Origin of the sequence: Myxococcus sp. AS-1-15 (genome assembly GCF_020037055.1) — a bacterium.
GTDB classification, from domain to species: domain Bacteria; phylum Myxococcota; class Myxococcia; order Myxococcales; family Myxococcaceae; genus Myxococcus; species Myxococcus fulvus.
In genome coordinates, this window is the sequence record NZ_JAIQDF010000015.1 from 219963 (window position 1) to 238948 (window position 18986).

The 18986-nt window shown below is 67.3% G+C and carries 21 protein-coding genes; 9 read left to right on the forward strand and 12 right to left on the reverse strand.

Going from position 1 to position 18986, the window contains the following annotated elements:
• Positions 1 to 59: 59 nt before the first annotated feature.
• The 11 genes from K8625_RS33475 to K8625_RS33525 form a co-directional block, all read right to left on the reverse strand.
• Positions 60 to 389, reverse strand: coding sequence for a hypothetical protein (locus K8625_RS33475; RefSeq protein ID WP_223738401.1), 330 nt, complete (start codon positions 387 to 389; stop codon positions 60 to 62).
• A 79-nt stretch (positions 390 to 468) separates the two neighbouring features.
• Entirely contained in the window at positions 469 to 852 is a 384-nt protein-coding gene (locus K8625_RS33480) for a DUF3703 domain-containing protein (protein ID WP_223738402.1), read from the reverse strand.
• 22 nt (positions 853 to 874) lie between these two features.
• Entirely contained in the window at positions 875 to 1525 is a 651-nt protein-coding gene (locus K8625_RS33485; protein ID WP_223738403.1) for a cation diffusion facilitator family transporter, read from the reverse strand.
• Positions 1518 to 2453: a cation diffusion facilitator family transporter gene (locus K8625_RS33490; RefSeq protein WP_223738404.1), complete on the reverse strand. Its 936-nt coding sequence runs from the start codon at positions 2451 to 2453 to the stop codon at positions 1518 to 1520. The genes K8625_RS33485 and K8625_RS33490 overlap by 8 nt, the downstream gene beginning before the upstream one ends.
• A gap of 220 nt (positions 2454 to 2673) precedes the next feature.
• Positions 2674 to 3489 (reverse strand): hypothetical protein, encoded by an 816-nt coding sequence (locus tag K8625_RS33495; RefSeq protein ID WP_223738405.1) that lies wholly within the window; start codon positions 3487 to 3489, stop codon positions 2674 to 2676.
• Positions 3490 to 3540: 51 nt separating this feature from the next.
• Positions 3541 to 4083 carry an RNA polymerase sigma factor gene (locus K8625_RS33500; protein WP_223738406.1) on the reverse strand — a complete coding sequence of 181 codons (543 nt, stop codon included), beginning with the start codon at positions 4081 to 4083 and terminating at the stop codon, positions 3541 to 3543.
• A 12-nt stretch (positions 4084 to 4095) separates the two neighbouring features.
• Positions 4096 to 7233 carry an efflux RND transporter permease subunit gene (locus K8625_RS33505; protein ID WP_223738407.1) on the reverse strand — a complete coding sequence of 1046 codons (3138 nt, stop codon included), beginning with the start codon at positions 7231 to 7233 and terminating at the stop codon, positions 4096 to 4098.
• A 4-nt stretch (positions 7234 to 7237) separates the two neighbouring features.
• On the reverse strand, positions 7238 to 8803 hold the full coding sequence (locus K8625_RS33510; RefSeq protein WP_223738805.1) for an efflux RND transporter periplasmic adaptor subunit: 1566 nt from the start codon (positions 8801 to 8803) through the stop codon (positions 7238 to 7240).
• Between the two features lie 3 nt (positions 8804 to 8806).
• Entirely contained in the window at positions 8807 to 9085 is a 279-nt protein-coding gene (locus K8625_RS33515) for a hypothetical protein (RefSeq protein WP_223738408.1), read from the reverse strand.
• Positions 9086 to 9242: 157 nt separating this feature from the next.
• Positions 9243 to 9524 carry a hypothetical protein gene (locus K8625_RS33520; RefSeq protein ID WP_223785003.1) on the reverse strand — a complete coding sequence of 94 codons (282 nt, stop codon included), beginning with the start codon at positions 9522 to 9524 and terminating at the stop codon, positions 9243 to 9245.
• A 55-nt stretch (positions 9525 to 9579) separates the two neighbouring features.
• Entirely contained in the window at positions 9580 to 10089 is a 510-nt protein-coding gene (locus K8625_RS33525) for a TlpA disulfide reductase family protein (RefSeq protein WP_223784986.1), read from the reverse strand.
• A 371-nt stretch (positions 10090 to 10460) separates the two neighbouring features.
• Between K8625_RS33525 and K8625_RS33530 the strand changes: the two genes are divergently transcribed.
• The 5 genes from K8625_RS33530 to arsN2 are packed head-to-tail and all read left to right on the forward strand — an operon-like array spanning position 10461 to position 13402.
• Complete coding sequence (locus K8625_RS33530; protein WP_141642832.1) at positions 10461 to 10826, forward strand: helix-turn-helix transcriptional regulator; 366 nt, start codon at positions 10461 to 10463, stop codon at positions 10824 to 10826.
• Between the two features lie 16 nt (positions 10827 to 10842).
• Positions 10843 to 11976, forward strand: a complete 1134-nt coding sequence (gene arsB / locus K8625_RS33535) for an ACR3 family arsenite efflux transporter (RefSeq protein WP_223738410.1) — start codon at positions 10843 to 10845, stop codon at positions 11974 to 11976.
• A gap of 50 nt (positions 11977 to 12026) precedes the next feature.
• A complete protein-coding gene (locus tag K8625_RS33540) occupies positions 12027 to 12512 on the forward strand; it encodes an arsenate reductase ArsC (protein WP_370639883.1) in 486 nt (161 codons plus the stop codon).
• Positions 12513 to 12536: 24 nt separating this feature from the next.
• Entirely contained in the window at positions 12537 to 12938 is a 402-nt protein-coding gene (locus K8625_RS33545; protein ID WP_223738412.1) for a low molecular weight phosphatase family protein, read from the forward strand.
• Positions 12938 to 13402: an arsenic resistance N-acetyltransferase ArsN2 gene (gene arsN2, locus K8625_RS44640; RefSeq protein ID WP_223738806.1), complete on the forward strand. Its 465-nt coding sequence runs from the start codon at positions 12938 to 12940 to the stop codon at positions 13400 to 13402. Before K8625_RS33545 ends, arsN2 begins: the two co-directional genes overlap by 1 nt.
• 137 nt (positions 13403 to 13539) lie before the next feature.
• On the opposite strand, the gene K8625_RS44645 is transcribed toward arsN2, so the two are convergent.
• Complete coding sequence (locus tag K8625_RS44645) at positions 13540 to 14607, reverse strand: EamA family transporter (RefSeq protein ID WP_370642009.1); 1068 nt, start codon at positions 14605 to 14607, stop codon at positions 13540 to 13542.
• A gap of 86 nt (positions 14608 to 14693) precedes the next feature.
• Here K8625_RS44645 and K8625_RS33560 point away from each other — a divergent pair, with 86 nt between their 5' ends.
• The 4 genes from K8625_RS33560 (at position 14694) to K8625_RS33575 (ending at position 18975) form a co-directional block, all read left to right on the forward strand.
• Positions 14694 to 15086 carry a BlaI/MecI/CopY family transcriptional regulator gene (locus K8625_RS33560; protein ID WP_223738414.1) on the forward strand — a complete coding sequence of 131 codons (393 nt, stop codon included), beginning with the start codon at positions 14694 to 14696 and terminating at the stop codon, positions 15084 to 15086.
• Between the two features lie 35 nt (positions 15087 to 15121).
• Positions 15122 to 16069 carry a M56 family metallopeptidase gene (locus K8625_RS33565; protein ID WP_223738415.1) on the forward strand — a complete coding sequence of 316 codons (948 nt, stop codon included), beginning with the start codon at positions 15122 to 15124 and terminating at the stop codon, positions 16067 to 16069.
• A gap of 72 nt (positions 16070 to 16141) precedes the next feature.
• Positions 16142 to 17368 carry a TolC family protein gene (locus K8625_RS33570; RefSeq protein WP_223785004.1) on the forward strand — a complete coding sequence of 409 codons (1227 nt, stop codon included), beginning with the start codon at positions 16142 to 16144 and terminating at the stop codon, positions 17366 to 17368.
• Positions 17365 to 18975 carry an efflux RND transporter periplasmic adaptor subunit gene (locus tag K8625_RS33575; protein ID WP_223738416.1) on the forward strand — a complete coding sequence of 537 codons (1611 nt, stop codon included), beginning with the start codon at positions 17365 to 17367 and terminating at the stop codon, positions 18973 to 18975. The genes K8625_RS33570 and K8625_RS33575 overlap by 4 nt, the downstream gene beginning before the upstream one ends.
• Positions 18976 to 18986: the final 11 nt, after the last annotated feature.

Below are 18986 nucleotides of genomic sequence, written 5' to 3' on the forward strand. Positions count from 1 at the left end.
GGCCGCGGGACGTCACGGCCACAGCACGGCTGGAGGTGGAGGGGCGCACGAACCGGCCGTTAGGCCGATATAGGCGGACGCAGGAGGCGGGGACGCACTTCCTCGGCCGCCTCCTGGTTCTGCCCGACAATCTTCGGCGGTTTGACCGTGATGGCCCAACCCGGTGACGGCAGGGATTCAGGAATGACGGACTGGCTGGGGCAGCACCCGCAATGGTGCTCGGTTGGGCCACAGCCGTGCTCCCGGCTGGACTCTCCCAGGTCTGACTCGTCCGCAATGGAGTGCGCGAGATGCCCGGACGCCGCGTAGTGAACGGCCATCTCGACGGCCTCCCCGAAGGAAGGCACGAGGCCGTTGACCAGCACGATGAACATCAGAAGGCGCAGCACGGTGTCTTCGTAGTGACTTTAGTGGAAGAAGGCAATACGGCTGGTGGTCACGGTTTGCTGGCGCACGGATTCACCTCGTTCAGGGGGCCTGCCTGGGGGGCCCTTGCCCTTCCTGCCGGGCAGCTTCTTGGAAGATGGCCTGGAGGTCCCCTGGAATGGGCATGGGCGTGAAGATGCCCACGTTGGCGCCTCCGGTGTTGCCGAGGGGAGCGCGCCCGAGCCAGGAGCCAGGGGCGGCCAGCAGCAATCGGGGCAACTGTCCGGCCAGCTCGCTCAGGTTTCCTCTCCTCCATGCGAAGCAGAACATGGCTAGGTGGACCTGAAGATGAGGCCACGCGTGAGCCTGGCTCAGAATGTGAGCGCGTTCCAGCGAATGCCACGCCAGTTGGAGGTGGCCTTTGGCCTCGGCCTCGGAGGCTTGTCGCAGTTCCTTCTCGAAATGAATTCGCAACTTCGGTTCCATCAAGGCGCCTCCTTCTGATGCGTCAGTGACACGCAGCGCAGGTGTCCTCGCCCCGCCACGCTTCCCGGCCTTCCTTCACAAGGAAGAGCGTCATCCCAAGGGCGGCCACTGGGTCCGCCCACCACCAACCGAAAGCCGCGTTGAGGCCGATACCACCCAAGGTGATGAGGGACAGCCACCAGCACGCAGTGGTCTGGAGGGCATCGGCTTCCATGGCGCGGCTGCCCAGGGCCACGGCGGTCCGCTTTTTCGCGCGCGCGAGCCACATCATTACCGCCAGTGAGACAGTCGCAAGAATGAGGCCGACGAGGCTCGTCTTGGGCCGCTCGCTGTTCAGAAGCGATGTCGATGCTTCCCATGCCACGAATGCGGCCAGCGCGAAGAGTGACAGTCCGATGAGCCGGTGCGCGCGGCGGTCCAGTTGCTCCAGTTCCCCGGGAGTGCGCCGAGCTCGCCGCTCCGCCGAGAGGCGCCACAGCATGATGGCTGCGGAAGTGCTCTCCACGAAGCTGTCCACTCCGAAGCCGAGTAGCGCCACGCTGCCGGCAGCGAGGGCTGCGGCCACGGCGATGGTGCCCTCGATGAGGTTCCATCCCACGGTGACCAGCGTCAATGCCTTGGCCCGTTTGAGAATCGGCAGTCTTCCGTCGGGGAAGGTGGCCGTCTCAGACATGATTTTCCTCTCCAGGGTGCGCCACGACAGGCTCCTCGGCGGGCGCGATGTTGCAGCAGTTGGAAAGCTGCCCCGCCTCCACCTGGAGCGTGACGTGCTCGATGCCGAACTCATCGTGGAGTTGCCGCTTCATGCGGTCGAGGAGCGGGTCGTCCAGTTGTATCCCCCGAACGACGAGATGCGCGGTGAGGGCCGCCTCGGTAGTGCTTATGGCCCAGACGTGCAGGTCATGCACGTCGACGACGCCAGGTGCTCGGCTCAGCTGCTCCCGTACCAAGGTCATGTCGATGTTCTGCGGCACTGCATGCAAGGCGAGATTGACGGAGTCTTTGAGTAGTCCCCATGTCCCCCAGAAAATGAGGACTGCGATGAGGAGCGTCACCACGGGGTCGAGCCATGCCCATCCGGTGAAATGGATGAGGGCGCCGGCCAGGACGACACCGAGCGACACTCCTGCGTCCGCAGCCATGTGGAGGAATGCACCCCGGATGTTGAGGTCGTCCTTGCGGCCCTTCCAGAAGAGCATGGCCGTGGCGGTGTTGATGATGATGCCCACCCCGGCTACCGCCATGATGGTGACGCTGGAGACAGGAGCGGGCTCTCCGACGCGCTGCACAGCCTCCCATCCGATAGCGCCCACGGCGACGAGCAGGAGGAGGGCATTGAGGAGGGCTGCCAGGATGGACGAACTGCGCAGACCATAGGTGTGGCGGGCTGTCGGCTTTCGCCTAGCCAGGATGCTCGCCCCCCAGGCGAGCATCAACCCGAGGACGTCGCTCAGGTTATGGCCGGCATCCGCCACTAGCGCCAGAGAGTTGGAGATGACGCCGAAGGTGGCCTCGACAGCAACGAAGGCCAAATTGAGGGTTACACCGATGGCAAATGCCCGTCCGGGTGAATCGGGTGCGTGACTGTGGGAACCTGACATGGGCGTGGGTGCCTCCAGAGTGAAAACAGTTCCGCTGCACACTCCTTTTCCGGTGTGCCAGCAGGGACTTCCTGAAATCTACCTGGGCTGACGAACGGATTTGCCCAGGGTTACACCTCCACGTTTTTGTCGCGCGCGGACGCTGACGAAGCGGCCCCGCCAGCGCCCGATGGGAGTGCACGCCTTCCCCGACCTCCGAATTCTCATGGCTGCCTGGAGCTCAGCTCCGGTTTCTTCGCCGTCGAGCAGGCGAAGGGGACCGCGCCCGCAGTGCTTGGGACGCCAACCACCCTATGGGAGCGCCCACTGTGAATCCCAAGAAGAGGCAGGCCGCAGCGAACGTGATGTCGGCGCGGGGTTCGCCCCAGTTGTAGATGAACAGGCTCGTTCCGAGCGCAGTACCAGCCCAGAGCGCGTATCGGCGGAGCTGGAGGCGGGCTTGAAGCACCGAGGCTGTGAGCAGCACGAGGCCCGCAGCCCAGGATACAAGAAGGGGGGGCCACCGGTTGCGGTAGAACTCCACGCGCAAAGGGCCTTCAAGGCTCCCCTCCAACTGCTCCACCGTCAGCGCGTGTACGCCTCGCGGGATGGAGCCTCGCTGATGGAAGCTCAATCGGTTGCGCCAGACATGGGTGCGCCCGCGCTTCGCCCGGATGTAGGTACGCGACCGCTCCAGCGTCCCACGTATCATCTCCTCCATTCCCGCTATCGAAAACAGGATTTCGGTGTCGCCTGTTTGGGCGAGCCTGCCCCTCACCACGACGAGGACCCTTCCATTCACAGAAGGAGGGAGGGGGATGCTCTGTCCCTTCTCCGTCACTTCGACGGCAGCAAGTGGCTGCCCAGGCAGAACTGTTTCGAGGGCGGGTAGGGCAGCCAGCACGAGCACGAGGACCATCACGAATATGGACGCGGTGCGCGCCCAGCGCGCTTTAGTGCCTCGCCAGCCTTCGTGCAGCATCGCGCCGCAGAGGCCCAGCGCCGCAACGGCGATGAAGGCGGCTGCAGCGTCGCCATCCGCGAGGCGTTCCATCATAGGGGTGGGCATGTGCTGGTCCGGTCCCGGGTGCGATGCAGGGCTCTCATCTCAGGCTGGCTCACATGGACAGTCCACGCAGCCTCGCTCGCAGCAGGAGGGGCCGCAGGACTGCACCAGCCTCCTGCCCAGTGCCTGCCGGGCCCGGTGGAGGCGGACCTTGGCGTTGGTGGGGGTGATGCCAGCCGCTTCGGCGAGCGCCGCGAGGCTCTGACCTTCTAGATCCACCCTGCGCAGGGCCTCCGCGTACTCCGGCTTCAAAGTAGTGACGAGGGCAGAGATGCATGTGCAGACAGTCCTCTCCAGCTCGTTTGCATCCTCAGTGGACAGCAGGCTGTCACCGACCCATTCGCGCCGGGCGTGCTCCTCGCGCTTTTGGCGCCGGTGGCGGTCAATGAGTGCATTGCGCAGCAGCCGATAGAACCAGGCCACCGCGCTCTCCTCATGGCGCAGGGTGGCCCCACTCTCTACTCCCTTAAGGAGCGCGGACTGGAGGACCTCTTCGGCCCCCTCGGCACTGCCGATGCGTGGCGTCAGAAAGGCGAGGAATCGCTGCCGGTTTTGGAGCAGGAGCGTGAGTGTCTCTGGGCTCATGGGCTGGGCCTCTCAACTCGCCGCACGGGTTGACTCCCCCTCGGGTGCCTGCGTAACGCTTGCCCGAGCAGGGGGGCTCAGGAGGGGGGCTTGCCGCCCACCGCCGAACACGGAGTAGAGGACCGGAAGCACCACCAGGGTGAGCAGTGTGGAGGAGAGGATGCCGCCGATAACCACGGTGGCGAGAGGTCGCTGGACTTCCGCTCCCACGCCTGTGTTGAGCGCCATGGGCAGAAATCCGATGGCGGCTACGGCGGCCGTCATCAGCACGGGCCGCAGGCGTGAGAGGGCCGCTTCGCGGATAGCTTCGCTCAATGCGTGGCCTGCATCGAGGAGGGAGCGCACGCGTGAGACGAGCACCATGTCTCCCAGCACCGACACCCCGGAGAGGGCGATGAAGCCCACTGCGGCGGAGATGGAGAAGGGCAGTCCCCGCAGCAGGAGCGCGAGCACTCCGCCTACCAGTGCGAAGGGCACTCCCGCGAAGATACGCACGGAGTCGAGGACGCGCCGGTAGGTGAGGTAGAGCAGGAGGAAAATGAGGGCCAGGGCTAGCGGCACCACGATGAGCAGGCGCGCCTGGGCACGCTCCAGGTGCTCGAACTGTCCGCCGAAGCGGAGGTAGTAGCCCGCGGGCAGCTCCAGCTTCTCGTCCAGCGCGTGGCGCACCGCCTCGACAAAGCCGCCGAGGTCTCGGTCGCGCACGTTGGCCTGCACGACGATGCGGCGCTTGCCCCACTCTCGCTGGAGCGTGGTGGGCCCGGACACCTCGCGGATGCGGGCAAGCCGCCCCAGCGGCACGCGTGCATCCCCGGGCCCCGTCACCGGTATCGTGGCCAGCTTCGCCGGGTCATCCCGGTACTCCTCGGACAGACGCACGGCCAGGTCGAAGCGCCGCTCGCCCTCGCGCACCTCGCCCACGCTCCGGGTGCCCACCGCCTCGACGATGTCGAGCACCGCACGGGTGGAAATGCCGTGACGGGCCACGGCCTCTCGGTCCACTGTCACCTCGAGCACGGGCTGGCCCGTCAGCTGCTCCACGGTGACGTCGGCGGCGCCTGGGATGGCCTTGACCAGGCCCTCAATCTCACGGGCCTTGGCCTTCAGCACGTCCAGGTCGTCCCCGAAGAGCTTGATGCCCACGTCGCTGCGCACGCCCGCAATCATCTCGTTGACGCGCATCTCGATGGGCTGGAGGAATGCCATGCGCATCCCGGGCAGGTCCGCCAGCTCCGCCTTCATCTCCGCCACGAGTTCGTCCTGAGTGGCGGCCCGCTTCCAGGCCTCGCGCGGCTTGAGGGTGATGAAGGCGTCGGACAGCTCGATGCCCATGGGGTCCGTGGCCACCTCCGCCGTGCCAGTGCGCGTCCACACGCGTTGAACCTCGTCAGGGAACCGGGCGAGCAGCACCTTCTCAATCTCGGTGCCATAGCGGACGGACTCGGTGAGGGAGACCTCGGCTAGGCGCACGGTGTTGATGACGAGCGTGCCTTCGGACAAGCGTGGGACGAACTCGCTGCCGAGCTGCGTGGCGGCGATGAGTGCACCCACGACGAGGAGCCCCGCGCCGGCGAGGACGGCCCGAGTGTGAGTGAGGGCCCAGTCGAGGACCGGCTGGTAGCAGCGCTTGAGGAAGGTGACGAGGCGCGGCTCGCGGTGGTGCCCTCCGCCACGCTTCAAGGCGAAGGACGCCAGCACCGGCATCAACGTCATGGAGAGCAGCGCGCTGCCCAGCAGGGCGAAGATGACCGTGAGCGCCATGGGGCGGAACAGCTTTCCCTCCACGCCCTCCAACGCGAGAATGGGCAGGTACACCACCATGATGATGAGTTCACCGAAGAGGGTGGGCCCGCGCACCTCGACGGCGGCGTCGCGCACCACCTCGAGGATGGACCGACTCCCCCTGGCCTCGGCGAGCCGCCGCTCCGCGTTCTCCACGAGGATGACGGAGGAGTCGACGACGAGCCCGAAGTCGATGGCTCCCAACGACATGAGGGTGCCGGCGATGCCGAAGCGCAGCATCGCGTTGAAGGCGAACAGCAGGGACAGGGGAATGGCCGCCGCGACGATGAGCCCCGCGCGCCAGTTGCCCAGGAAGAGGAAGAGGACGGCGATGACGAGGAGCGCACCCTCAAGGAGGTTGGTTCGCACTGTGCGCAGCACGTGGTCCACCAACTCGGTGCGCTCGTAGACGGGCTCCACGGAGACGTCTTGGGGTAGGGTGCGCTTCACCTCCTCGAGCCGTTGCGCCAATGCCTTCGTCACTGTGTGGGAGTTCTCGCCCACCAGCATGAAGCCCAGGCCCAGGACGGCTTCGCCTTCACCATCCGCCGTGGTGGCGCCCCGGCGGATTTCGTGGCCCACCTCCACACGGGCCACATCCCGGATGCGCACGGGCACGCCGTTGTGCGCCGCGACGACGACGTCCTCGACGGCCTTGCCGTCCTCCAGGACACCCACGCCGAGGACGAGGCTCGCCGCGCCCCCGCGCTCCACCATGCCGCCCCCCACGTTCGCGTTGTTCTCCTCCAGCGCGCGGTAGACGTCCTGCAGCGAGAGATTGAATTGCTGTAAGCGGCGCGGCTCCACGACGACGTGCCACTGCTTCTCCTGGCCGCCCCAGGCATTCACCTCTGCCACGCCGGACACGCTGCGCAACTGTGGAGCGATGACCCAGTCATGCAGCGTGCGCAGCTCCTCGAGGCTCTTCGTCCGGCTCTTGACGAGGTAGTGGAAGACCTCGCCCAGGCCTGTGGCCACCGGCCCCATCGTCGGGCGCTCGATGCCCGCGGGGACAGAGACCTGGCCGAGCCGCTCGGAAACCTGTTGCCTCGCGAACCACAGGTCCGTGCCGTCGCTGAATTGGAGCGTCACCTGGGACAGGCCGAACTTGGAAATGGAACGCAGCTCGCTGACGTGGGGCAGGCCCGCCAGCGCCTGCTCGATGGGGATGGTGAGCTGCCGCTCCACCTCGATAGGGGTGAGGGCCGGGGCCATGGTGTTCACCTGCACCTGCGTGGGCGTGGTGTCAGGGATGGCGTCGATGGGAAGTGCCCGGAAGGCCAGCAGGCCCGAAATGACGAGGGCCAGGGTGCCAAGGAGGACGGCCCAGCGGTGTGCTAGGGACCAGTCGATGACTCGGGTCAGCATGGGACTATTCGCCTCCCTCTGTCTCGCAGCAGCCCGCACCGATGGACTCCTTGAGGATTTCCGTCTTGAGGAGGAACGCGCCAGTGGTGACGACTTCCGCACCAGCCGAGAGTCCCTTCACCACGGCGACTTCTTCACGGGTGCCGGCACCCAGCTCCACCACGACGGGCTCATAGAGGCCCGCGCCCTTCTTCACGAAGACGAGCGCGCGGCCCTCGGCGCGTTGGATGGCCTCGCGGGGGACCAGCACGGACTCCTGCTCGGCGGTCACCTGCACCCTGGCGCGGAGGAAGAGCCCCGCCTTGAGGGCGCCGTCCGGGTTGGGCAGCTCCACGCGGGCGCGCACGGTGCGGGTGGCCGGGTCCACGGAGGCGCCCACGCGGGTGAGGGTTGCCTCACGCGTCTCGCCGGGCATGCTCTCGAATGAGAGCGTGACGCGCTGGCCCGCGCGCACCATTCCCGCGTCGGCTTCGGGCACCTCTAGGAGGGCCCACATGGTGTCCAGGTCAGCGATTTGGAGGAGCGTCTGCCCCGCACCCACCTGCCTGCCGGGGACGGCGTCACGTGCCACCACGGTGCCGGAGAAAGGCGCCGTCATCACGTAGGTCCCCTGCTGGCTGCGGACGGAGGCCCCTGCGGCGGTCAGGGATGCGCGGGCCGCGTCGCGCTCGGCCTCGGCCTCGGCCACCTCCGCCTGGGCTTGCTCCAGGTCCTTGCGTGCGCTGATGCCCCGCTCGACGAGCGACTGCTCGCGTGTGAGCGCGGCGCGCGCGACTCCAAGCCGTGCCTGGGCCGATGAGAGGCGCCCCTGGTCTGTGCCTACGGCGCCGGAGGTCATCACCACGAGGGGTTGCCCGGCCTTCACCTCGTCGCCGACGTCCACACGGACTTCCAGAACCAGCGCCTCGCTTCGGGCCGACATCTGAGCCAGCCGGTTGTTGTTGAAGGCGAGCTGACCAACAACGTCCAGGGTGCGAGAAAAGGGCCGCTTCTCCACGCGACGTGTCTGGATGCCGGCCTCTCGAGCGGTTTCGGCGGAGGCGAGCCGAACGCGCGTTCCTGGCTCGGGGAAGGTGGGCGGCTCCGCGCCCGCCGCCTTCACCAGCTCAGGGTGACAGTACGGACAGACGGATTCCGGAAAGCCGTGCTCCCGGCAGTAGTCGCCCGCCTCGATGAACTTCGCGACGAGCGCCGGGTTGCACTTGGTGCACTTCGACTCGGGGACCGAGTGCTCCTTGCACCAGTCCTTTGGCGCGGTGGCCTGTGCGGTGAAGGCGAGGTTCGGGTTGCACTGGAGGCACTGGGACTCTGGCACTCCGTGCTCCTCGCACCAGTCGTCTTGCGCCTTGAAGACGTCGATGAGGTCCGGATTGCACCGGGTGCACAGCTCCGCCGGCACCTTGTGTTCGCACAGATGTAGGGACTGGGAGGGGCCGGAAGCGCCTCCCGCGGCGGCCGGAGGCGCGGAGGACTTCTCCGCCACGGCGGGCTTCGACCCCTTCGAGCAGTTGGCTGTGCCCAGGGCGAGCAGGGCCAACAGCATCACCGGACCGACGCGGGAGGCTGGCATCATCTACTTCACGCCCTTCTTGGAGAGTTCTGGGTTGCAGATAGAGCACTGGGACTCAGGTCGCTCGTGCTCCGCGCACCAGTCGCCCTTGGCCTTGAAGACGGCCGCGAGCTTCGGGTTGCAGCGAGTGCACAGGGACTTTTGGATGCCGTGCTCACACTTGGGCTTCTCGGCCTCGGCGGCCTGGGCCTTCTCGGTGGGCTTGGTCTCCTCGGCCAGCGCGGGGATGACGGGAAGGGTGAGAAGCGAGACGACGATGGACAGGGTGCGCAACGAACGCATGAGGAAACTCCAGCCGGGGCAGTCGCCCATGGCGGTGAATTCCCGCGCGAGAGTGCGCGGGGAGGATGGACAGGGCTTCAGGCGAAGAGGACGCGCATGCGCACGCACGGACCCGGCAGGGCTCGCGCACGGCACACGTCTCCCGTGAAGGGAGGCGTCAGGCTCTAGGCGGTTGGAAGATGTCGGTAGCGGTCCCGGAGAGGACCGGCTCGTCCACGTGGCTGGGCACCAGCGGCGGTGTGGGCGCGGCCGCGAGGTCCCCCATGACGGGAACCGGAGCGGGGGCTGCTCTCAGCGGGCAGCATGGGCACAGGACGCAGCTGGGGGCGCAGTCCGTGCAGTCATCGCCTTCATCCTCCATGCAGTCGGCGTGCGTGTCCGAAGCGAAGGCCAGCGTCTGGAAGACGCCGCCCGTCGTCAGGACGAGGAGCACGACCATGAGTCGCAAGAGGAGCTGCATCCAGTAGGTGGCTTACAAAGGCCCAGGGGAAGAGTCAATCCGCCGAGCCGGTCGCCCGGGTGGCACGCTCGCGGGTCAACCTTTCCAGGAGGCGTCGCATGGCTCTGGAGTCCCAGTCCCGTGGGCCAGGGAAGCGGGCGACCAGCTGCCCTTCGACGACGAGGATGCTCGTTGGGAGCTGCTCCACCCCATACTCGCGGGCGACCTTCTCGCCCACATCCAGGCGCAGGCGGAGTTCCGGCGGGGGAGGGCCCTCGAAGAATGACTCCACTGCCTTGAGGTCCGCATCGTGGCTGAAGACGACGACCCGAAGTCCCTCGGGAGGCGACTCGGCCAGGGAGAGGAGATGGGGCGTCTCCTCCCGGCATGGAGGGCACCAGGAAGCCCAGAAGACTACCAGCAGTGCGAGTGGGCCCGGTGCATCTGCGAGCATCGGTGCAGGTCCATCAATCCGGATGTAGCTGGGCGGAGGTTCGTTCCGGCAGGCACAGGTCATTGCCAGAAGAATGAGCGCCAGCAGACATGGGGGACGATGGATGCGCATCACTCCAGACGCTATCTCACGGTCCGACGTTAGGGCGCCACGATGTGTGCGGCTCAGCAGCCAAATCGACGACCCGCTCACGGAACCCCGGCGGGTATGGAGGGCGTGACTTCGGCATCGTGGGACCCTTTTCGCACAGCGGGTGGGACTCCACGAAACCGGGGCAACTTCCCCCCTTTCTAGTCAGCCCAGGCAAAGCGATGACCGTGCGCGCCTCGCCCACCCGCCTTGACGCGCTGAGGTCTGTTCCCAGGCCTGCGCTCGCCGCCCTGCCACCCTCCTCCTGGTCATCGCTTCTGGGGTGTCACAGGAAGTTTGCAGAGGCCGATGTTGTGGTGGGCCATAGGATATTCGAATATCGTAATATCCTCATGGCACCTGCCGCCGCCTCTTTAGATGTTCGGTCCGCCTCCCGCCTCTTTAAGGCGTTGGGAGACGAGACTCGCCTACGCATCGTCGCGCTCCTCAGTCATGGGGAGCTGTGCGTCTGCCACTTCGAGTCAGCCCTGGACCTGACCCAGTCCAACACCTCCCGGCAGCTCGGCGTGCTGAAGAACGCAGGCATCGTCGAGGCCCGCCGAGACGGAAGCTGGGTGTACTACCGACTGGCTCCGCAACTGGACGAGGTGTGCAAGGCCCAGCTCAAGGCGCTCGTGTCCGCCTTCACCAAGAGGGATGTCCTCCGGGAAGACGTCGCGCGCCTCCTCAAGTCCCGCGGCCCCAACGCCTGCAAGTAGACCCAAGAGCCTTCTCATGACCGCAACCACTGCTCCAGACAGCATCGTCAAGAAGCTCTCCGTCATCGACCGGTTCCTGCCGGTGTGGATCTTCGCCGCCATGGGCCTGGGCATCGGCCTGGGCAGAGCTTTCCCGGACCTGGGCGCTAGGCTGGACACGGTGAGGCTGGACACCGTGTCCCTGCCCATCGCCATTGGCCTCTTGTGGATGATGTACCCGGTGCTAGCGAAGGTGCGTTACGGCGAACTGGGCCGGTTGCGCGCGCGGGGCAAGCTCTTCACCACGTCCCTGGTGCTGAACTGGGTTGTGGGGCCGGTGTTGATGTTCGCCCTGGCTTGGCTCTTCCTTCCGGACCTTCCGCACTACCGCAACGGTCTGGTTCTCATCGGCCTGGCCCGTTGCATCGCCATGGTCCTCATCTGGAACATGCTCGCGTGCGGGAGCAATGAGGTGGCCGCCGTGCTGGTGGCGCTCAACTCGGTCTTCCAGATTCTCTTCTACTCGGTGCTCGGCTGGCTCTTCCTCACCGTCATTCCTGGCTGGCTCGGCGCGGATGTGGCGGCGTTCGACGTATCCATGTGGAGCATCGCCAAGAGCGTGCTCATCTTCCTGGGCGTGCCCCTGGTGGCTGGCGCGCTGACGCGCATCGGCCTCACTCGGCTCAAGGGAGAGGCATGGTACGAGCAGCGCTTCCTGCCGCGCTTGGGGCCTACCGCGCTCATTGGCTTGCTCTACACCATCGTCCTCATGTTCGCGATGCAGGGGGAGAAGATTACCCGCCTCCCGCTGGACGTGGTGCGCATCTCCCTCCCGCTGATTGTCTACTTCGTCATCATGTTCACCAGTGCCTTCTTCCTCTCCAGGAAGCTGGGCTTCTCCTATGAGGAAACGGCGTCGTTGTCGTTCACCGCCGCGGGCAACAACTTCGAGTTGGCCATCGCCGTGGCGGTGGGCGTGTTCGGTATGGCCTCGGGAGAGGCGCTGGCGGGCGTAGTGGGGCCGCTCATCGAGGTTCCCGCCCTCATCGCCTTGGTCTACCTGTCGCTTTGGCTCAGGCGTCGGCTTTTCCCCGGAGCCGGTGAAGCTGTGCTGCCTCGTCGTTTCGAGGGGAAGGCGCCTGCGTCCGGGCCTGGCGAAGCGCACCCGTAGGACCCGGCTGCCGACGTCGTCCCCTAGGTGCTCCTTCTCGAGGCCCCGTGATTCCTCCAACGCCCTTCAAAGTGCTCTTCCTCTGCACGGGCAACACTGCCCGTAGCATCCTGGCCGAGTTCCTGCTCAAGCGCTTGGGGGGCGAGCGCTTCGAGGTGCACAGCGCGGGTGCTGCGCCGAAAGGTGACGTCCATCCCCTCGTCCTCCGGCTGCTTCGAGAGCGCTTCCGCATTCCCGCTGCCGACGCGCGCAGCAAGTCCTGGGAGGAGTTCCGGGACGTGCGCTTCGACTTCGTCATCACCCTTTGCGACAAGGCGCGTGAGTCCTGCCCGGTGTGGCCGTATCAGCCCGTCATCGCTCACTGGGGAAGTGCGGACCCGGCGGCAGTAGAGGGTGGCGAGGCGGAGAAGGAGTCGGCCTTCCTCAAGGTGTCCATGGAGATCTCCCGCAGGCTGGAGCTATTCCTCGCACTACCCATCGAGAAGCTAGACCGGCTGCGCCTGACGGCGCTCACCCGCGGCATTGGTGAGCAGTAGCCGGCTTTCCAAGGAGTCGTCACGATGAAGACGGTCATCTTCGCTTGCGTACACAACGCCGGCCGCTCGCAGATGGCGGCGGCCTTCTTCAACGCCCTGTCGGACCCAGCCAAGGCGCGCGCCGTGTCTGCTGGTACCCAGCCGGGAGAGCGCGTTCACCCCGAAGTGCAGGCTGCCATGACGGAGGTGGGCATCGACCTGTCGGGCGCCAAGCCTCAGCGCCTCACCGATGAGCTGGCCCAGGGCGCTCAGTGGCTCATCACCATGGGCTGTGGCGATGCCTGCCCGTACGTGCCGGGGCTGAAGCGCGGCGACTGGCCTCTGGAAGACCCGAAGGGCAAGTCGGTGGAGCGCGTGCGCGAGATTCGCGACGACGTGCGCGCCCGGGTGGTTGAACTCCTGACCAGCGAAGGGTGGACGCGATGATGCCCACCCTTCGGCCCGCCCGCCCCGCCGACCTCGGCGCAGTTGAAGCACTCCTCGCTGGCGCAGACCTGCCCCGACAAGGAGTGGCCGACCACCTGCCTTACTTCCTCGTGGCAGAGAGCGAAGGCACGCTCGTGGCTGCAGCAGGGTTGGAGCTGTACGGGACGTGCGCCCTCCTTCGCTCCGTTGTCGTGAACGAGAACCAGAAGGGGAAGGGCGTGGGGGCAGAGTTGGTCCAACGGCTCGTTGAGCGAGCCGGCGCAGATGGGCTCGAGGCCTTGTTCCTCCTCACCACCACTGCTGCGGACTACTTCCCGCGCTTCGGCTTTGTCCGCATCGACCGCGCTGCCCTCCCCCCAGAGTTGCATGCCTCCGAGGAACTCCGTGGAGCATGCCCTGCGAGCGCGGTCGTGATGTGCCGCGTCATGGGGCGCCAGCCTTCGCCCTTTGTATCAGGGAAGTAGTCGGCTCGGCGGACGCACCGAGCTGACGATGCCCTGCGCGCGCATCGCTCGCTCGCCTTGACGCACTGCTTGGCGTGGCTTTGACGCACCGATGATGCAGCGGGCGAATTTCGGGTGGGCACAACGAGCCGAGGCAGTCAGTGCTTGTGGCGGTGGTGCTGGTCCGACACGTGCGGATGGTCGTGCGTGAGCGGCACATGCCGGTGGGGATGGCTGTGTGGTTCGGTCACATCAACGCCAGGGGGATGCGAGTGCTGGTGGTGCGTGCCATGGGTGTGCAGGTGCTCGTGCTCCAGTGCAGCGTGCGTGTGCACATGGCCGTGCCGCTCGCGCAGCAGAAGGAAGACGCCCGCGCCCATCAGTGCGCCCGCCAGCAGGTCCAGTGGCTGCATCCGCTCGCCAAGCAGGGGCACCGCTACGAGGGCTCCCACGAACGGAGCCGTAGCGAAGTAGGCGGCTTCGCGGGCCGCGCCCAGCAGGCGGAGGGCATAGGCATCCAGGACGATGGACAGCCCGTAGCTGGCGAAGCCGAGCAGCAGGGCCGCGCTCAAGATGTGCAAGGAGGGGAAGGGCTGCCCGGTGAGCCAGGCCAGTACGAGGGTGCACGTGCCGGAGCCGAGCGCTTTGATGCGCACAAGTGCGAGCGGGTCCTTGAGGGAGAGTCGCTGCGTGAGGTTGTTGTCCACGGCCCACGCCAGGCACGCGCCGGCCAGGGCCAGCACGCCGAGCACGTCCCCGTGCAACTCGCCCTGCTGGAAGCCGAGAACCGCGGCGCCCGCCATGATGAACCCAGCGGCGAAGGCGCCCGCCCGGCCCAGATGTTCGCCGAACACGAGCAGCGCCAGGAGGATGGTGAAGGGGCCCTCCAGGTTGAGGAGCAGTGAGGCTGCCACTCCGGAGAGCCGCTGCAGGCCCATCAGCATCAGCACCGGGCCAAGCACCCCGCCGCAGAGAATGACCCCCAGCAGCGGGGCGCCGTCGTTGCGCCCCAGGCGTGCCTCGCGGCTGGGGGCTCCCACCGGACGCAGTCGGCGCAGCGCTTCCAGACAGGCCATCCCCAGCCCGCCTCCCAGGTAGAGGAGCGAGGCCAACACCAGAGGAGTGCTGGAGGGCAGCAGCAGCTTCGCCACGGGCGCGCTGACCCCGAAGAGGGCCGCGGCGGACAGTCCAAGCACCGCGCCCTTCACACGTGGAGACACCGTCACGCTTCCTCCTCTCGAATCATGCCTGCGCCTGGACTGTTGGTAGGTACTATTGACGATAGTAGATGGCTGAGGATAGAACCGTCTTCGTGAAGAAGCGCACCTGGGAGCCGCTGGGCACGTTGGAAGCGGCCGTGATGAAGGTCGTCTGGACGCAGGCGCCCGTTACAGCCCGAGAGGTTTGCGACCGGATGACTGGCCGCGAGGAGCGGGCATACACGACCATCATGACGACGATGGACCGGTTGCACCGCAAGAGCCTGCTGGTGCGCGAGAAGGACGGCCTAGCCTGGCGCTACAACCCGGCCCTCTCCCAGCCTGAGTTTGAGAAGGCGCTGGCGGACGGGCTCGCGGCCGACATTCTCCAGTCGCATGGCGATGCGGCGCTGGCCGCGTTCGTGGACGCCGCGGCTGAGGTGGACGAATCGCTGCTCGACAGGCTCTCTCAGCTCATCGCCGAGCGGCGCAGAGGGCACAAGTGATAGCGGCCCTGGCGTTCCTCCTGGAGTGTGCAGCCGTGGCCGCTGCCACCGGAGTGCTGGCCTCGCTTCTGGTGGGAGTCGCCACCCTGTTGCCGTGGCCCGCGTCACGGATGCGCCCGGCGCTCCGTGCAGATGCGGCCTTTGTCGTGGGCACCCTCCCCGCAGTGGTGGCGCTGGCGGTGGTGTCCGCCGCTGCCGCGCCGTCCCTGTCCGCAATGCTGGGCTGGAGCCATGACCATTGTGGCAGTCATGGGCACCATCTCCATCTGTGCATCCTGCACTCGTCGGGGTTGAGGCCGGTGCTCGCGGTGGTGGGGGCGTTGGCGCTCGCCGTGTTCGTCTTCCGCGCGGGTGCGCTGCTGTGGCGCGTGCGGCATACGAGGGCCCGGCTGGCCGCGCTGGAAACGTTGGGCTCCGCTCGCCCAGGTGTGTTCCCAGTGGTGGCCGTTCCGGGAGCGCCGCGGCTTTGCCATGCCGCTGGGGTGTTCCACCGGCGAATCCTCCTGTCCGCCAGCTTGGAAGGAGCCCTGGACCCTCAGGAGCTGCGCGGAGCGCTAGCCCATGAGGAGGCGCACCTGCGACGCAGAGACCCCCTGGCGGCATTGCTGCTCGCTGTCTCGGGCCTCTTTGTGCCTCCGCCCTTGGCGCGCGTCTTCCTCTCTGCCTACCAGACGGCGGCCGAGGAGGCCTGCGACGCGGAAGCGGTGCGCATCGTCGGTGACGGGACGGTGGTGGCGGGGGCGCTGGTGAAGATGGCGGCTCTGCAGCGGAGGGCGCGCGACGTGGCTGGCGTGCCTGCTTTCGGCAAACTGGCGCTCGAGCAGCGGGTGCGACGCCTCTTGGACGAGGACGCACCGCCCTCGCTCCCCTCGCGCGCGCTCCTGTTCGCGGTGGGCGCTGCGTCTGGGGTGCTGACTCTCGCGCTGCTCCACGCGGCCTTCCTCCACCATGCGGTAGAGACCGCCCTTCACATCCTCTCCTGAACGATGGCCATGCTCATGCGCGCGCCTTGCTGTTCTTCGTCCTCACCTACTATCGCAAGTAGTATCTTGCTGGTGCTGATGGCCGGTGGTGCGGCGGCCCAGTCGCCGCTCACTGAGTCGCGGTACGTGGAGCAGGTGGTCGCCGCGAGCCTGGAGGCGCGTGTCGCCGACGCGGAGGCAGCGGTAGGACGGGCTGCGGCTGTGGGGGCCGGACGTTGGCCCAATCCGACACTGGAGTGGCAGCGTGAGAAGGCCACCTCCGGCGTGGCGGATGGGGCGAGCCAGGACATCGTGGGCGTTTCCATTCCCCTGGTGCTCTCTGGCCGTCTGGCCCTGGAGTCAGAGGCCGCTGGGCGCAGTGCCCAGGCCGTGGAGGCAAACCTTGCGCGGGCTCGGGGAGAACTGCGCCACGAGGCAGCCCGTTCCTTCGCCACGGCCCTGGCTGCACAGGAGCGACGGGCCATTTTCGAGGAGTCCTTGTCCGCCTTGCGGCGCCTGGCGGAAGCCATCGCTACGAGAGAGCGCGCGGGCGACGCCGCGGGCTATGACCGACTGCGCATCGACACGGAGACCGCCGCAGTGGAGGACGGGTTGAGTGGCGCTGTTCTCGAAGAGCGTCGGGCGCGGGCCGAGGTGCTGCGCTTGTTGGGGCCCGGGGTGAGTGTGCTGCCTCCGCTCGAGGGTCCCCTGGCTCCGGAACGCTCGCTGCCCGCCTCGAGCCAACTGCAGGCTGAATTGGAGGCCCGCCGTGCAGATGCGCGTGCGCTGGAGCTGGAGGCGCAAGGCGCGAAGTTGGCCCGCCAGGCGGCATCGCGTGGGTGGATTCCGGACCCTACGGTGAACGCTGGCATTCAACTCCTCGACGTGGGCCTGCCCGGGGCAGGAGGAGGGTACGTGGTGGGGCTCGCCATCCCGCTGCCCTTCTTCGAGCGGAGACAGGGGCAGGAGGCCCAAGCAGAAGCACGACAGCGGCTCTCCGAGGCCCGCCGCGCCGCGCTGCTGCACACCGCGCATTCCCGCCTCACCACGGTGTTGGAGGAGGTGGCGGGCCGGCGGGAGCGGCGCGTGAGGCAGCGCCAGGGCGTGCTCACCCGCGCGGAGGAACTGCGCCGCATCGCCCAGGTGGCCTACCGGGGTGGAAGCGCGGACCTCCTTGTCCTGGTGGATGCCGAGCGGACTGCCCGCGAGGCGCAGCTGACGGCAGTGGACCTGTCCCTCGGCGTCGCTGAGGGCGAAGCAGACCTCTTCCTTCTCTTGGGTGCCTGGGACGGCGCCGAACTTCGGAGTGTCCAGCCATGAGTCGCCTGCATCTTCTCTCCCTGGTCCTCGCGTCTGTCCTCGCGGTGTCCTGCAAGGAGCACGGTCATGACCACGAGGGGGAGGCCGCCCACGGCCACGACGAGGGTGGCGCGCATGGTGCCGCGGAGGCGGAGCGTCCGGACCTCTCCGTGACTGCCTATCAGGACGGCCTGGAGCTGTTCATGGAATACCCGGCGCTGGTGGTGGGGCAGCCTTCCGCGCTGGTGGCTCACTTCACAGACGCACGCGCCCCTGACGGCTTCAAGGTGGTGACGAAGGGGAAGGTGACGGCCGCCCTCCGCTACGCCGATGGCACCGAGGAGCGCTTCGTTGCCGAGAAGCTGTTGCGTGACGGCATCTTCAAGCCAGAGGTGCGTCCCACGAAATCAGGCCAAGCCACGCTCACCCTGCGGCTGGAGGGAGAGCAAGTCGCCGGGACGGTGGGGGCAGGCAAGGTGACGGTGTACCCCACCGTGGCCGCAGCCGTGTCTGCCGCTCCTCCCGAAGCGGTTGGTGAGTCTTCGGTTCCATTCCTCAAAGAGCAGCAGTGGAAGACGCAATATGCCACGGCGCCCGCTGAGGTGCGCGTCCTCCAGGGAGGCGTGCGCGCAAACGGCGAGTTGAAGCCGGTGGCGGGCCAGGCCGCGGAGCTGTCCGCGCCTGTAGCCGGGCGCATCCCCGTGGGCGGGCCGGTGCCGCACCTGGGGCAGGTGGTGAAGAAGGGCGAGGTGCTGGTGCGGGTGGTCCCCACCACGGTGGCAGGAGCGATGGACCTGGCTACCGTGGAGATGGAGGCCGCGCGGGCCCGGGCCGAGCAGGGGTTGGCGGAGCGCGAGGTGGCTCGGGCCGAGGAGATGTTCTCGGCGAAGGCGATCCCCGAGAAGCAGCTCGATGCTGCCCGGGTGGCGCGGGAAATGGCGATTGCGCGGGTGTCCGCGACAGAGCGCCAGCTCACCCTGTACCGCAGCACGCAGAGCGGGTCGGGCGGTGGGGTGGGCGGAGCCGCCTTCGAGTTGCGCTCTCCGTTGGACGGAGTGGTGTCCTTCGCGGAGGTGATGCCAGGCGCGGTGGTGGTCGCGGGGACGCGGCTCGTGTCCGTCATCAACCCCTCGCGACTGTGGCTGGAGGCGAAGGTGTACGAGGCGGACGCGCCGAAGGTGGAGCGCTCGCCCGGCGCGGCCTTCACGGTGGCGGGCTTCACGCGCGAGTTCACCGTGGATGAGAAGTCAGGCCGCCGCGTGGCGGTGGGTAGCGTCGTGGACTCGGCTACGCGCACAGTGCCCGTGCTCTTCGAGCTGCCCAACCCGGATGGCGCCCTCAAGCCGGGCATGTTCGCCAAGGTGACGCTCTTCACGGGCGAGACGGTGCGCGCGCTGGCCGTGCCGGAGGCAGCGGTGGTGGACGACAACGGGCGTCCCACTGTCTTCGTCATGGAGGGTGGTGAGTCCTTCTTCAAGCGCGTCATCCGCCCTGGAGTGCGCTCCGGCGGTTGGGTGCAGGTGCTGGACGGAGTCAAAGAGGGCGAGCGCGTCGTCTCGCGTGGCGCCTACGAGCTCAAGCTGTCTACCGCCACCGGGGCCATCCCGGAGCATGGCCACCAGCACTAAAGGCACGACGA

Coding starts and splice junctions, on each gene's coding strand:
- K8625_RS33480 (WP_223738402.1), bottom strand. CDS start 852: ATGGAACCGAAGTTGCGAATTCATTTCGAGAAGGAACTGCGACAAGCC.
- K8625_RS33485 (WP_223738403.1), bottom strand. CDS start 1,525: ATGTCTGAGACGGCCACCTTCCCCGACGGAAGACTGCCGATTCTCAAA.
- K8625_RS33490 (WP_223738404.1), bottom strand. CDS start 2,453: ATGTCAGGTTCCCACAGTCACGCACCCGATTCACCCGGACGGGCATTT.
- K8625_RS33495 (WP_223738405.1), bottom strand. CDS start 3,489: ATGATGGAACGCCTCGCGGATGGCGACGCTGCAGCCGCCTTCATCGCC.
- K8625_RS33500 (WP_223738406.1), bottom strand. CDS start 4,083: ATGAGCCCAGAGACACTCACGCTCCTGCTCCAAAACCGGCAGCGATTC.
- K8625_RS33505 (WP_223738407.1), bottom strand. CDS start 7,233: ATGCTGACCCGAGTCATCGACTGGTCCCTAGCACACCGCTGGGCCGTC.
- K8625_RS33510 (WP_223738805.1), bottom strand. CDS start 8,803: ATGCCAGCCTCCCGCGTCGGTCCGGTGATGCTGTTGGCCCTGCTCGCC.
- K8625_RS33515 (WP_223738408.1), bottom strand. CDS start 9,085: ATGCGTTCGTTGCGCACCCTGTCCATCGTCGTCTCGCTTCTCACCCTT.
- K8625_RS33520 (WP_223785003.1), bottom strand. CDS start 9,524: ATGGTCGTGCTCCTCGTCCTGACGACGGGCGGCGTCTTCCAGACGCTG.
- K8625_RS33525 (WP_223784986.1), bottom strand. CDS start 10,089: ATGCGCATCCATCGTCCCCCATGTCTGCTGGCGCTCATTCTTCTGGCA.
- K8625_RS33530 (WP_141642832.1), top strand. CDS start 10,461: ATGGCACCTGCCGCCGCCTCTTTAGATGTTCGGTCCGCCTCCCGCCTC.
- arsB (WP_223738410.1), top strand. CDS start 10,843: ATGACCGCAACCACTGCTCCAGACAGCATCGTCAAGAAGCTCTCCGTC.
- K8625_RS33545 (WP_223738412.1), top strand. CDS start 12,537: ATGAAGACGGTCATCTTCGCTTGCGTACACAACGCCGGCCGCTCGCAG.
- arsN2 (WP_223738806.1), top strand. CDS start 12,938: ATGCCCACCCTTCGGCCCGCCCGCCCCGCCGACCTCGGCGCAGTTGAA.
- K8625_RS33575 (WP_223738416.1), top strand. CDS start 17,365: ATGAGTCGCCTGCATCTTCTCTCCCTGGTCCTCGCGTCTGTCCTCGCG.